At 69.8% G+C, this 12,734-nt stretch carries 11 protein-coding genes; 3 read left to right on the top strand and 8 right to left on the bottom strand.

The window, feature by feature from the left end; all coding sequences use genetic code 11:
- The 4 genes from Q4F73_RS01710 to Q4F73_RS01695 all read right to left on the bottom strand — a co-directional run.
- Positions 1–1,244 (bottom strand): ABC transporter ATP-binding protein (locus tag Q4F73_RS01710; RefSeq protein WP_303357619.1); only part of this gene is annotated, 1,244 nt, incomplete at its 3' end.
- Positions 1,245–1,247: 3 nt separating this feature from the next.
- Entirely contained in the window at positions 1,248–2,360 is a 1,113-nt protein-coding gene (locus Q4F73_RS01705; RefSeq protein ID WP_303357618.1) for a glycosyltransferase family 4 protein, read from the bottom strand.
- Between the two features lie 2 nt (positions 2,361–2,362).
- Positions 2,363–3,532, bottom strand: a complete 1,170-nt coding sequence (locus tag Q4F73_RS01700; RefSeq protein WP_303357617.1) for a glycosyltransferase — start codon at positions 3,530–3,532, stop codon at positions 2,363–2,365.
- Positions 3,525–4,676 (bottom strand): glycosyltransferase family protein, encoded by a 1,152-nt coding sequence (locus tag Q4F73_RS01695; protein WP_303357616.1) that lies wholly within the window; start codon positions 4,674–4,676, stop codon positions 3,525–3,527. Before Q4F73_RS01695 ends, Q4F73_RS01700 begins: the two co-directional genes overlap by 8 nt.
- Positions 4,677–4,864: 188 nt before the next feature.
- On the opposite strand from Q4F73_RS01695, the gene Q4F73_RS01690 reads away from it, so the two are divergent.
- The 3 genes from Q4F73_RS01690 to Q4F73_RS01680 are packed head-to-tail and all read left to right on the top strand — an operon-like array spanning position 4,865 to position 7,889.
- Positions 4,865–6,067, top strand: a complete 1,203-nt coding sequence (locus Q4F73_RS01690) for a tyramine oxidase subunit B (protein ID WP_303357615.1) — start codon at positions 4,865–4,867, stop codon at positions 6,065–6,067.
- A 29-nt stretch (positions 6,068–6,096) separates the two neighbouring features.
- On the top strand, positions 6,097–7,533 hold the full coding sequence (gene glnA, locus Q4F73_RS01685; RefSeq protein ID WP_303357614.1) for a type I glutamate--ammonia ligase: 1,437 nt from the start codon (positions 6,097–6,099) through the stop codon (positions 7,531–7,533).
- An 11-nt stretch (positions 7,534–7,544) separates the two neighbouring features.
- Positions 7,545–7,889 (top strand): zinc ribbon domain-containing protein YjdM, encoded by a 345-nt coding sequence (locus tag Q4F73_RS01680; protein WP_303357613.1) that lies wholly within the window; start codon positions 7,545–7,547, stop codon positions 7,887–7,889.
- Between the two features lie 111 nt (positions 7,890–8,000).
- On the opposite strand, the gene Q4F73_RS01675 is transcribed toward Q4F73_RS01680, so the two are convergent.
- The 4 genes from Q4F73_RS01675 to Q4F73_RS01660 are packed head-to-tail and all read right to left on the bottom strand — an operon-like array spanning position 8,001 to position 12,667.
- A complete protein-coding gene (locus Q4F73_RS01675; RefSeq protein ID WP_303357612.1) occupies positions 8,001–8,531 on the bottom strand; it encodes an NUDIX domain-containing protein in 531 nt (176 codons plus the stop codon).
- A 13-nt stretch (positions 8,532–8,544) separates the two neighbouring features.
- Positions 8,545–11,673, bottom strand: a complete 3,129-nt coding sequence (locus tag Q4F73_RS01670) for an exonuclease domain-containing protein (RefSeq protein ID WP_303357611.1) — start codon at positions 11,671–11,673, stop codon at positions 8,545–8,547.
- Entirely contained in the window at positions 11,670–12,527 is an 858-nt protein-coding gene (locus Q4F73_RS01665; RefSeq protein ID WP_303357610.1) for a trypsin-like serine protease, read from the bottom strand. The genes Q4F73_RS01670 and Q4F73_RS01665 overlap by 4 nt, the downstream gene beginning before the upstream one ends.
- The gene (locus tag Q4F73_RS01660; protein ID WP_303357609.1) at positions 12,524–12,667 is read right to left on the bottom strand and encodes a hypothetical protein; all 144 of its coding nucleotides are present in this window, start codon (positions 12,665–12,667) and stop codon (positions 12,524–12,526) included. The genes Q4F73_RS01665 and Q4F73_RS01660 overlap by 4 nt, the downstream gene beginning before the upstream one ends.
- Between the last annotated feature and the right edge of the window lie 67 nt (positions 12,668–12,734).

The following is a 12,734-nucleotide window of genomic DNA, read 5'->3' as shown; positions in this document are numbered from 1 at the left end:
CTGCCCTGCTCCACGTCGGCCAGGCGCAGGATGTAGCTGGCCAGGGTCGATTTCCCGGCCCCGGAGGGCCCGAGCAGCCCGACCCGCTGCCCCGCCGGGATGTGGAGGGTGAGGTCGGTGAACAGCGGCCGGCCGTGGCCGTCACGGGCAGAGATGTCCGTGAGCAGCACGTGCCCGCGCATCGCCGTCATGGGGCGCGGATCCGGGGGGTCGGCGATGGCCACGGGCACATCCATGAGGTCGGCGATCCGCTCCCCGGAGGCGGCGGCCCGGGCGATGCGGCCGGTGTATTTGGCCATGTCACGCAGGGGTTTCATGGCCGTCTTGAGGTACATCATGAACAGGACGATGTCACCCGGGGTCATCACCCCGCGCAGCACCTGCCAGCCACCGAACCCGAGGACGACGGCGGTGGCCAGGCCGACGATGAGGTCGGTGGAGCGCTCGAGGCGCGCGGCCAGGCGCCGGGCCCGGATGCCCGCCTTGAGGGCGGTGCGGTTGCCGGCGGCGAAGCTGTCCGCCACCACATTCTGCAGCCCGTAGGCCTGGACCACCCGGATGGCTCCGAGCGCCTCGGCGGCATCCCCGACGAGCCGGCCCTCGCCCTTGCGCGTGGAGCGGGAGGCGGAGGTGATGGCGGGGGTGGCGAAGTGGGACAGCAGCAGGTACCCCGCGCCGGTGCACACCACCACCAGGGACAGCACCGGGTTGAGCACCATCACCACGCCGAAGAGCACCACCACGGTGGCGACATTGCCCACCAGCGGCAGCCCGGCGGTCACCGCCACCTCCTGCAGGCGGCCCATGTCGCCGACCAGCCGCTGGGATGTGTCCCCCACCGAGGAGGTCGAGTGGTACTTCAGCGACAGGGACTGCAGATGGTCGAAGACCCGGGAGCGCAGGCGGGTGACCACCTTCACGCCGGTCTGGGCGAAGGCGATGGTGGAGACGTAGTTCGCCCCGGCGCGCCCGGCCACGATGAGCGCCAGGGCCACCGCCCAGAAGGCCAGGGTGCGGGTGACATCCGCGTCGGTACCTGTCGCGCCGGCGAACTCCGCCCCCAGGGCGTGGGTGACGGCGTCGACGGCGTATTTCACCGGCCAGGGCTCGAGCACGCGGAAGATCACATCGCCCGCCAGCGCCAGCATGCCGAGGGCGATGAGCCAGCGGTGTTCGCCCAGGTGCGGGCGCAGCAGCGCCAGTGTGCGTCGCAAAGCAGAAGTTGTGTCGGTGGTCCGGGACATGGGCTAGCTCCTGATCCGTTCCGGCAGTGCGGCGAGCAGGTCGGCGCAGCGCTGGTTCCACGTGTGATGCTTCTCGACGTGCCGCCTGCCCTCCGCCCCCAGCCACTGCCGGCGTGCCGGGTCCGCGCCGAGCAGATCGAGGGCCGCGGCCAGGTCGGTGGCACTGCCGGGCTCGACGATGAGCCCCCGGTTGGCCAGCAGTGTGGGCAGTTCCCCGACGCGGGAGGCGATGACGGGCAGTCCGGCGGCCAGGTACTCGTAGACCTTGAGCGGGGAGAAGTAGTGGCCTTCCGCCTGCGGGTACGGGGCGCACGCCGCGTCCCAGGTCTGCAGGATCCGCGGGACAGCGGAGGGGGCCACCGCCCCGTGGAAGGTGACGCGCTCGCTCACCCCGAGCGCGGCCGCCTGCTCCTCCAGCGCGGCGCGTTGGGGGCCGGTGCCGCAGAACTCCAGGTGCCAGGGATGGCGGGTGGGCGCGAGGGCGTCGAGCAGCACGCCGGTCCCGTGCCAGGGCTTGAGGGTGCCCAGAAATCCCAGGGTCAGTCCCGTCCGCGGGCCCGTGGCGGGCCGGATGCGCCCGGTGTTCACCCCGTTGGGGGTGATCTGCGTCCGGGCCTGCGGGCACAGCTGCGTCACCCACTGCGCCACCGGCGGGGACACACAGGAGACCAGGTCGGCAGCCGCGAACATGTCCTCACTCAGCCGGCGGGCGGTTGGAGCGTCGGCGAGGTGGCGGTGGGTGGCTTGCTCGTCGATAAGCGGGGCATTGACCTCGAGGATGAACGGCACCCCCAGGCGACTGCCGACATCGGAGAACAGCGAGTAGCGCTCGTAGACGAGGTCGTGTCCGCGGGCGGCGGCGACGAGGGCGTCCGAGGCCGCACGCAGGGCCTTTTCCCGGTCGCCCCCGGCCAGCGGCACGGTGGTCACGGGCAGGTCCCGCAGGTCCGCGGGGATGAGTTCCGTGCCGTCCTTTTCGCCGCGGCGCACGCAGTAGACGTGGACGTCGTGGCCGTGGTGGCGCAGCGCGCGGATCATCTCCTGGACGTGGACGCTGGCGCCTTTGGATCCGAAGACCCCGATGCCCGGGTCGGCGAGAATGTAGGCGATGGACATGGTCATGCTCCTGTGGTCTGCAGTGCGGCCAGGTGGGTGGCCTGCCGTGTGGAATCAAAGATCTTCTCGACGAGCCCCCGCGCCCGCTGGACGTACGGTCCGCAGTCGGTGCGCAGGGCCTGGTCGATGGCGGTGGTGAGCTGCTCGATGTCCCCGGCGGGCACCAGCCAGCCGGTCTCGCCGGGGATGATGACCTCGCCGACGGCGGTGACGTCCCCGGCCACACACGGGATGCCGCGGGCCATGGCCTCCAGCAGCACGGTGGGCAGGCCGTCGGCGTTGCCGTCGGCGCCGACGACGAAGGGGGCGACGAACAGGCGCCGGGATCCCAGCAGGTCACGGACCTCCGCCTGGGTGCGCGGGCCGAGCAGGCGAACCACATCGTGCAGCCCGGCCTGGTCGATCTGTGCCTGCAGCGTGGCGCGCAGGGGACCGTCACCGACGATCTCGGCGGAGACGTTCAGACCCCGCGCCCGCAGCCGGCGCACGGCCTCGATGAGCAGGTGGAAGCCCTTCTTCTCCACCAGCCGCCCGACTCCCAGCAGGGTGAGGTCCGGGGTGCGCTCCGGGTGGAAGGGGAAACGCTCCAGCTCAAGCCCGTTGTAGACCAGCGTGATGCTGGGCGCGGACTCGGGGAAGCGTTGCTGTAGTTGCCTGAGGTTGTAGTCGCTGATGGTCACCGCGTGGTGGGCGTCGGCGAACTTGCGGCGCAGATCCTCCTCGTCGACTAACTCGTGGAAGATGTCCTTGGCGTGGGCGGTGAAGGAGTACGGCACCCCGGCGATGCGCCCGGCCAATCGTGCGACGGTGGTGGTCATCGACGCGAAGTGCGCGTGCAGGTGGGTGACGCCGTGTTCTGCGACCAGGGCCGCCAGCTGCACGGCCTGGGCGGCGTCATCGGCCTGGTGGGTGAGCAGTTCGGCCAGGTGCGGTGCGGCCTGCGGGGTGAGCATCCGCCACAGGGCGGAGGCGCTTCCCGGGCGGGGCACCTGCACAACCGGGGCCTGCACGCGGGCCAGTTCGGGATGGAAGCGGGCGTCGGTGCACGGGCGCATGGAGAAGATGATGATCTTGTCCCCCCGTGCCTCCCGGGCGAGGATCTCGGAGACGATGAAGGTCTCCGAGAACCGCGGGTACATCTTGAGGACGTAGCCGGTGACCTGCTCAGACATGCTGTGCCACCCCCAGCAGCTCGCCGGCGATGTGCCCGACGGTCGCCAGACCGGCGAGGTTGAGGTGCTCCCGGGAGACCCGCTTATCGACGACCCCGTGCATCCACCCCGCCAGCCGCTCCGGGGTGACCTCCCCCGGGTCGAGCGTGTCGACACCCCCGGCGGCCGCCACCGCCCGGGCCCGGATGCGTTGTTCGGCCCGGCGCGCGGCGCGGGGGACGACCAGGGCCGGGGTGTCGGTGGCCAGCACCTCGGCGACGGAGTTGTAGCCGCCCATGCAGATGACACCGGCGGTGTGGCCGATGAGGTCGTGCAGGCCGGGCAGGAAGCGCACGACGGTGGTGGTGGCCGGATCGGCGCTGCGTTCCAGCCGGGTCACCTCGCGCTCCGGCATCTGCGGTCCGGTGACGATGAGGTGCCGGTGACCGGCCGGTACCTGGGCGCGGGCGGCGGCCAGGGCCAGGTGTCCGCCGTCGGATCCACCCCCGACGGTGGTGAGCAGGCAGGGCTTGTCCGGCAGGCTGGCCGGGACCGGCCCGTGCGGGTCCTGGTGGGGCGCCAGGTAGCCGGTGTGGACGGCGTGCGCGGCCAGCTCGGCGGGGATCTCGCCGGTGGCGAGGGGATCGTGGACCTGCGGGTCGCCGTAGATCCACGTGGTGTCGATCATGTCGGCGATGCGCCGGCCGCCGCCGATGGCCTCCCACTCGCGGGCGACCACCGCGGGGGTGTCCAGCACCTCCCGCAGGCCGAGCACCGTGCGGCAGTGCGTGCCGCGGAGCATCTCCAGGGCCGGCAGCAGTTCCCCGCGCACGCCGAAGGGATGGCGGTCGATGATGAACAGATCCGGCTCGATGGCCTCGAGGGTGGCGCGGATGGTGCGGGCCCGCATGTCCGCCAGGTCCTCCGGCCCCATGCCGAGGTGGCGCGCTCCGTAGCCCTGCCCGGTGTGGGCGAACCCGGGCAGGATGAGCCAGTCCCACCCCGTGGGCAGATCGAAGGCGGTCGCGTGGCGATGACCTGCGATGAGTATGCCCTGCACGGGCTGGGGCAGGGCTGCCGCGAGGGCGTAGGCGATCGCCCGGTTTCTGCGGGTGTGTCCCAGTCCCACGGAGTCGTGGGAGTACATCGCCACCGTCAGTGTCATGGTGTCCGTCCTTAGGGTTTTCACTGTTGCTGTTCACCTGAACGTTAGAAACGGTTCATAAACCGACCGTGAAAACCAGATGAGGGATTCTTCATGTGGGCGTCGATAAGCCGTCCCCCGAACAGGGGTGCCACCTGGATTGATCACCTGGAGGACCAGTTTCCCGCCCAATACGGAAGGAATCACTTATGTATGGTGGGCGGTCAACACCCCCTCCACGAAAGGCAGATGTGCAGTCCCCCTACGCAGACACCCCCCGTATTGACACTCTCTGGCTCAGCGAGCCGGACATGATTGAGGCGGGGGTGACTGATTCAGCGGCCTGCGTGGACACGATGGAGGAGACCCTCATCCTGCTCGCCGACGGCGACTACCGCATGGCCGGGGCCTCGGCGAACTCGCACGGCGCGCAGGTCAACTTCCCCGCCAACCCCGAGCACGAGGGCATGCCCGCCGACGGCCCCGACCGCCGCTTCATGGCCATGCCCGCCTACCTGGGCGGACGCTTCCGCTCCGCGGGCGTGAAGTGGTACGGCTCCAACACCGAGAACCGCGAGCACGACCTGCCGCGCTCCATCCACGTCTTCGTGCTCAACGACGCCGTCACCGGCGCCCCGCTGGCCATGATGTCCGCCAACCTGCTCTCTGCCTACCGCACCGGTGCGGTCCCCGGCGTGGGCGTCAAGCACCTGGCCGTCGACAACGCCGAGACCGTCGGCATCATCGGCCCCGGCGTCATGTCCCGCACCATCTTCGACGCCGCCTACTCCCAGCGCCCCTCCATCAAGCGAGTGAAGATCAAGGGCCGCTCCGCCGGTTCCACCCAGCGCGTCGCCGAGTGGTTCCGGGAGAACTACCCGCAGCTGGAGTCCATCGAGGTCGTCGACTCCGAGCAGGCCGCCATCGAAGGCTCCGACATCCTCATCGCCGGCACGTCCACCTCCCCCGACGGCCCCTCCGGCTTCCCCTACTTCAAGCGCGAGTGGATCAAGCCCGGCGCGCTCATCCTGTGCCCCGCCGCCGCGCGTTTCGACGATGACTTCATCACCTCGGATGAGGCCAACCTCGTCGTCGACTACACCGGCCTTTACGCCGAGTGGTTCCACGAGAACGGCCCCGACGTTACCTACGAGGACCTGCTGGGCATCCCCGGCAACCGCTGGTGGGACATGACGCAGGAGGGCACCCTGCCCGCCGAGAAGCTGGTCAACATCGGCGACATCGCCGCCGGCCGCGCCCCGGGGCGCGTCAACGACGAACAGATCTTCTGCTACTCCATCGGCGGCATGCCCGTCGAGGACGTCGCCTGGGCCTATGACGTCTACCACAACGCCCTGGACAAGGGCATCGGCACCAGGCTGAACCTCTGGGAAGCCCCGGTCCTGAAGTAGTCCGCGACACCAACCTAGGAGCCTGTGCCATGTCCTTTACATCCACCGCCGCCCTCATCGACTTCATGCGCGAGAAGGAGGTGGAATACCTGGACATCCGCTTCACGGACCTGCCCGGCATCGAGCACGCGCTCACCGTCCCCGCCGCGGCCTTCACCGAGGAGTCTGCGGCGGAGGGCTTCGCCTTCGACGGGTCGTCGATAAGCGGCTTCACCACGGTCGACGAATCCGACATGACACTCCTGCCGGACGTGTCCACCGCCTACCTCGACCCTTTCCGGCGCCGCACGACGGTGAACATGCAGTTTTTCGTGCATGACCCCTTCACCCACGAGCCCTTCTCCCGCGACCCGCGCAACATCGCGCGCAAGGCCGAGGAGTACATGGTCTCCACCGGCATCGCCGACCAGTGCTTCATCGGCGCCGAGGCCGAGTTCTTCGTCTTCGACTCCGTGCGCTACTCCACCGACGTGCACCGCTCTTTCCACCAGGTCGACTCCGATGAGGGCTGGTGGAACTCGGACGCCGAGACCATGATCGACGGCTCCCCCAACCTGGGCAACAAGATCCGCGTCAACGACGGCTACTTCCCCGTCGCCCCCTACGACAAGACCATCCCGGTGCGCGACGAGATCGCCCACCACCTCTCGGAGGTCGGCTTCGAGATCGAACGCTTCCACCACGAGGTGGCCACCGGCGGCATCCAGGAGGTGAACTACAAGTTCAACACGCTCCTGCACGCCGCAGATGACCTGCAGAAGTTCAAGTACGTGGTGAAGAACACCGCCGATGCGCACGGCAAGGTGGCCACGTTCATGCCCAAGCCGCTTCTCGACGACGGCGGCTGCGGCATGCACGCCCACCAGTCCCTGTGGAAGGACGGCGCGCCGCTGTTCTACGACGAGGAGGGTTACGCCGGACTGTCCGATACCGCCCGCCACTACATCGGCGGCCTGCTCGCGCACGCCCCGGCGGTGCTGGCGTTCACCAACCCCACCGTCAACTCCTACCGCCGCCTCTACTCCGGTTTCGAGGCCCCGGTGAACCTCGTCTACTCCCAGCGCAACCGGTCTGCGGCCATCCGCATCCCGGTCACCGGGCCCTCGCCGAAGGCCAAGCGCATCGAGTTCCGCGCCCCGGATCCCTCCGGCAACCCCTACCTCGGTTTCGCCGCGCAGCTGCTGGCGGGTCTCGACGGCATCAAGAACCGCACCGAGCCCGGCGACCCCGTGGACAAGGACCTCTACGAGCTGCCCGCCGAGGAGGCCGCCCAGGTCCCGCGCGTGCCGCATTCCCTGGAGTCCTCGCTTTACGCGCTGGAGAACGACCACGACTTCCTCACCGAAGGCGACGTGTTCACCGAGGATCTCATCGACAGCTACATCGAGCTGAAGTACGACAACGAGATCAACCCGCTGCGCCAGGGCCCCACGCCCAAGGAGTTCGAGCTCTACTTCAACTGCTAGGTTCATCGGGTATGAGCGACACTGACTTCCCGCCCTGCCCCGAGTGCGGCAGCGAATACACCTATGAGATGGACCCTCTGCTCGTCTGCCCCGAATGCGGGCACGAGTGGGATCCGCACGCGGTCGAGGAGACGGGTCCGGCCATCAGGGACTCGGTGGGCAACGTGCTGTCCGACGGCGACACCGTCACCGTGGTCAAGACCCTCAAGGTCAAGGGTGCCAGCCAGCCCATCAAGGCCGGCACGACGGTGCGCAACATCCGGCTTGTCGACGCCAGCGACGGCCACGACATCGACGCCCGCGTCGAGGGCTTCGGTCAGATGAAGCTGAAGAGCTCGATCGTGAAGAAGATCTAGGTCGTTTTGACGATCATCGTTATCACGACCATAAGCCCCGCCGCATATGAGAAACGACCTGGCTCTATGCGGCGGGGCTTATGGCTCGGGTGCTCGTATTAACGAGCGTCGTTATAACGAACGCTTCCGGTACCCCATCCGCGGCCGGAAACCGCCCGGATGCTTCATCTGCGCCACCGCGTCGGCGATGACCATGCGGAACCGCGGGTTGATGGGCGGGAGCTGGGCGATGGAGAACCAGCCGACCTGACTGGACTCCTCATCACCCACGGCAGGCTCGTCGGCGCCGAGCACGCTCAACCGCAGGGCGGTGTCCATGTAGCGGGTGACATCGCCGTTGGGATACTCCACCGGCCCGACGGCGCCGATGCCGAGGAGGGCTTCGACGCGGGCGTCGAGAAGCGTCTCTTCCTTGACCTCGCGCACGGCGGTGACCTGGGGATCCTCCCCCGGCTCGCAGATGCCGCAGACCGGGGTCCACTCGCCGTTGTCCGCGCGCTTGACCAGCAGTACCGAGGGCACCTCGAACACCGGGGCGCCCGGTGGAACGTCGCGGATGACCACGGCGGTGACACCCGGCAGCCAGAGTTCGTCGTGGCCGATCTTCTCGCGCAGGCGGAGGATGAAATCTGGGGTGGGCACGGGGTGCTCCTTTCTACAGGGTGGTGATGAGATCGGCGATGTCGTCCTGGCGGCGGTGCCGGAAGCGGGACACCGTGCGCCGGCGCGGGGCCGAGGTGTCGAGGCCGATCGCCGCATTGAGGCGTTCCAGGCCGTCATCGGCGGCGAACCAGGTGTCCAGGCCGGTGGCGTTGAGCACCTCCATAAGGCCCGTACCGGCGCGGCGCGGGGTGGCGCGGTGGACGTCGAAACGCCCGTCGGCGCTGAACTGCAGCCAGATGCGCTCACCCTCGCCGATGCCGGCGGCCTCGAGGAAGCGGCGGATGGTGGTGACGGTGGCACCGGTCCGCGTGTTCGCCACCGTCTGCTCGCCGAGATCACTGGCGAAAACCCTTTTCCCCAGCGCCGGGACCTCGAGGGCGGCGGCCAGTCCCCGCGGCACGCCGGATCCGGAACCGCGCAGGTGATCGTGGGTGACGGTGGTCAGCAGGCACCAGTTGCCGTGGATGCGGTAGAGGCCGGGGGTCTCATCGGGGTCGGCATCGGTCTCCGGGATCTCCGCTGCGCGGCTGACCATCCCGTCGACGGTCTGGAAGTCGGCGGAGGAGGCGTACAGGCGCACGGAGCTCTCCGCGACGCCGAGGGTGGTCGCCTCCGCGAGCAGGCGCGGCAGCGGGACGGGACCGGTCTCGACGCGCTGCCCGATCCACTCGGCGAGCGTGGAGTACTCCTCCAGTCCCCAGTCGGTCAGCGCCCAGCGGTCGCGGCCGACGCGGATGATGCGGGGATCAGCACCCATGGCGTTGTAGAGGGTGCGCGGGTTCGCCTCGCCGAGGCGTTCCACCAGGTCAGGGCCGGTGAGCGGCTCCCCCTCGATGGCCAGCAGCGCGGCGGCCCGGTCCTGGGCAGAACGGGTGCAGGTGAGCAGGTGGTCACCGTAGACGGTGACCTCCCCGGACAGGCGTGCGGCCAGGGTCTGCTTATCGACGCCCACGTTCTCCGCCACCGCCGCCAGCGAGACGACACCGAAGTCATCGGCGAAGTCGGCCAGAGTCTGGGAGATGTCGGCGTCGAGGCCGGTCCGCTGGAACCAGGCACCGCGGATCTCCCAGGAGTCGGCCAGCCAGGCGAGGGCGTCGAGCAGGGTGTGCCCGGGAGTGGGGCCCTGCTCGGCGAGTGTCGGCAGGTCACGGTAGAGGTCGTCGACCCGGGCCAGGGCGCCGTAGCGGTGTGGCAGGGCGTCGAGCACCAGGTGGATGGTGTCATCGGGTTCGACGAGTCGGCGCTTGAGCTGGGTCTCCAGCTGGCGGATCCGCTCGCGGGAGACCCCGTGCGCCGCACCGATGTCCTCGAGCGTGCGCGAGCCCATGATGCGGCCGCTAAAGATGTCGATGTCCCGCTGGTCGCCGCCGATGCGCGCGCTGAGTTCGGCCCGCACCCGGTGGAGGGCGTCGGCGGCCGGGTCGGACCAGTAGGCGTCCGCCGCGAGGGTGTCCAGGGCGCGGCGCACCGGGGCGGGGACCGTCGTCAGGTTCACCCGGGTACCGGTCAGGGCCAGCCATTCGGCGATGGTCTCCACCTCGCGGGACGAGGTCACCTCGTCGTCGAGGTAGATGTCCTCGGCGGTCACCGCCAGGTAGTCCCCGGCCGGGGCATCGAGGGCCGCGTGCACCACGGAGACGATGCTGCGGTGCACGCGCAGGCGCCCGAACCCGGGGAGGTCGTACAGCTGGATGGCGGAGGCCTCCAGGGGGCGCGGATGGCGGTTGAGCCAGCGGGCGATCATCGTCCCGGACAGCGGCAGGGAGTCGGGCACCTCGGCAGGATCCAGGCGCGGGGACAGGTCGTGGAGGGGCTCGGTGCGATGGCGCTGCCACCAGGCCTGTGCGATGTCGTCCGGGCCGGCCGGGTCCAGACCCAGCGACCCCAGCCAGGGGAACACGTCCGTGTAGGCGGGGCGTTGCGGCGCCTCCACTTCCAGCGCGGGGCCCAGCTCCCCCAGCATGCGGGCGAAGGTGGTTTCGTCGATGACGGGCACGCCGTAGTCGCGCGCCTTGCGGGCCTTGCCGCTCATGGTGTCGGGGTTGGCGGCCACCAGGACAGCACTGTGGCGGGTGACACCGCCGACGTCGAGACCGGCGGCGCGCGCCCGCTCCTCCCAGGTCTCGCGCCCCAGGGTGAGAGCCCCGGTGAAGGTGACGCGGTCGCCGGGCTGGAGACCGACCTGCTCGATCTCCCCGTGCACCGGCTCGGCCAGCAGGGCATCCACGCCCACCGGATCCACGGCCAGCTGCACCGCCACGTCGTGGAGCTGGCGGCGCTCGGCGGCGGTGACCACGCCGTCCGCCCAGGCCTCCACGGCCAGCTGGCGGACGTAGTCGAGGTGGATGTCCAGGACCTCTTCGCGGCTCAGTCCCCGCTCGCGGGCCTCGGCGATGAGCTGCTCGATCTCGGAGGCGGACAGGTGGTGGTCGAGGAGGGCGCCGCGCAGCAGGCGGCGGTAGCCGTCGACCTCGGCGACACCCGTGGCGGGCACGGCGGTGGTGAGACGTTCGAACCAGTGGCCCGTGTCGCTCCGGCCCCGCACGCGGACCGCCTCTGTGGGCAGGTCGGGACGTGGCCACGGCAGCGGGCGGACATCCCCGTACCCGGCGCCGTGGTCGGTGACCAGGCAGCGGAAGAGGTCGGCGGTGGCGGTGGCGTCCGCCACGGCGGCATGGGGCAGGTCGTTGTGCAGGTCGAGGGTGCGCAGGCAGTCGGCCAGACGTTGCGGGCCGCCCGGCAGCAGGGCGCGGGAGAGCACGCGGGTGCACAGGGACCAGCCGCCGGGGGCCGGCAGGTCGATGTCGAGGCGGGCGAATTCGGCGGCGAGGAAGCGGGTGTCGAAGGAGGCGTTGTGGGCGATGAGGACGCGGTCGTCGAGAAGCGTGGCCAGTTCGGCGGCGATCCCCGCGAAACGCGGGGCGCCGACGAGGTCGGAGGCGCTGATGCCGTGGACGTGGGTGTTGTCGATGTCGCGGTCCGGCTGCACCAGGGTCTGCCAGGTGTCCTCGACGGCGAGGTCGGTGTCGAGGAGCACGACGCCGATCTCGATGACGCGGTCGCTGGGTCGCAACCCCGTGGTCTCCAGGTCGAGGACCGCGGTCTTGAACGGCAGTGTCACTGGTATTCGGCCTCCGGGACGACGCGGTCCACAACGCTCTGGATCGCGGGCATGGATGTGTAGGACATGGTCATCGGACCGGTGGTGGGGTCATCGCAGCTGATGTCGCGGGCGGCGTCGCGCGTGCCGGACACCAGTCCGACAATGACCCGGCGGCCGTCGATGTCCGCGTACACCGGCCCACCGGAATCACCCGCGCGGGCGCAGACGGCGGCGGTGGCGGCGACGGCGCGCAGCTCCACCCCGTTGTGGTCGGCGAGGATCTCTATTCCGGTCTGGTTGATCGGCTCACCGCAGGTCTCCCCCGTGGTCATGCCGTATTTACAGATCGTCTCCGGCAGCTCGCCGACGAACTCCGCGACCACGGTCGGGAAGGTCTGCTCCGGCAGCGGCATGGCGAAGAAGGGGTTGGTGATCTCGATGACGCCGACATCGAGGCGGCTCGACTGTTCGTCGTAAAGGTCGGAGTAGAGGAACTGCCCCACCGGCGCGGCGAAGTCGGCGGCGGCGCCGTCCGAGGTCGGCCACACATGGTCGCCGGGGGTGCCGCAGTGGGAGGCGGTGACGGCGAACGCCCGCTCGCCCGCGGTGAAACTGTAGGCGACGGTGCACTGGCCCACCTGGATGGTCTCGCCGGGTACCGGGAGGGTCTTGGTGATCATCACCGAGGTGCCCGGGGCCCAGGGGCTCGACGCCGGGGCGCGGTAGGCGGCCTCCACCTGCGCGGGGGCGGCGGCGATGATCTCCGCGATGGGGGTCGGGTGCTGGCGCTGCTCCTCCACGGACCAGCCGATCACCGCCCCGACGCCCAGGGCGGTCACCGCTGCCAGGCTCGCCCAGGCGGGGGTTTTCACTGCTTATCGACGCCGTCGTCCTCAGGCTGCGACACCTGCTCAGCGTCCGCCTTCTCCGCCTCGGCCTTCGCCTTGATCATCTCGGCGAACTTCTCCGGATCGAAATCCTCGAAGTACTCCTGGCTGAACTTGAACTCCATGCCCATGGCGCTACACCGCCGTCGTGCGGATCGACTCGGTGATGAAGGCCTTCACCGTCTCCGCGTC

It is taken from the genome of Corynebacterium sp., assembly GCF_030535495.1.
In the GTDB taxonomy this organism is placed as follows: domain Bacteria; phylum Actinomycetota; class Actinomycetes; order Mycobacteriales; family Mycobacteriaceae; genus Corynebacterium.
Note: the sequence above shows the minus strand (reverse complement) of the source record. Positions and strands in the feature narration are given on the sequence as shown.

Bases quoted from the DNA above. Each gene is read 5' to 3' on its own strand.
- Q4F73_RS01680 (WP_303357613.1), top strand. From the start codon at position 7,545: ATGAGCGACACTGACTTCCCGCCCTGCCCCGAGTGCGGCAGCGAATAC.
- Q4F73_RS01695 (WP_303357616.1), bottom strand. From the start codon at position 4,676: ATGACACTGACGGTGGCGATGTACTCCCACGACTCCGTGGGACTGGGA.
- glnA (WP_303357614.1), top strand. From the start codon at position 6,097: ATGTCCTTTACATCCACCGCCGCCCTCATCGACTTCATGCGCGAGAAG.
- Q4F73_RS01700 (WP_303357617.1), bottom strand. From the start codon at position 3,532: ATGTCTGAGCAGGTCACCGGCTACGTCCTCAAGATGTACCCGCGGTTC.
- Q4F73_RS01705 (WP_303357618.1), bottom strand. From the start codon at position 2,360: ATGTCCATCGCCTACATTCTCGCCGACCCGGGCATCGGGGTCTTCGGA.
- Q4F73_RS01660 (WP_303357609.1), bottom strand. From the start codon at position 12,667: ATGGAGTTCAAGTTCAGCCAGGAGTACTTCGAGGATTTCGATCCGGAG.
- Q4F73_RS01690 (WP_303357615.1), top strand. From the start codon at position 4,865: ATGTATGGTGGGCGGTCAACACCCCCTCCACGAAAGGCAGATGTGCAG.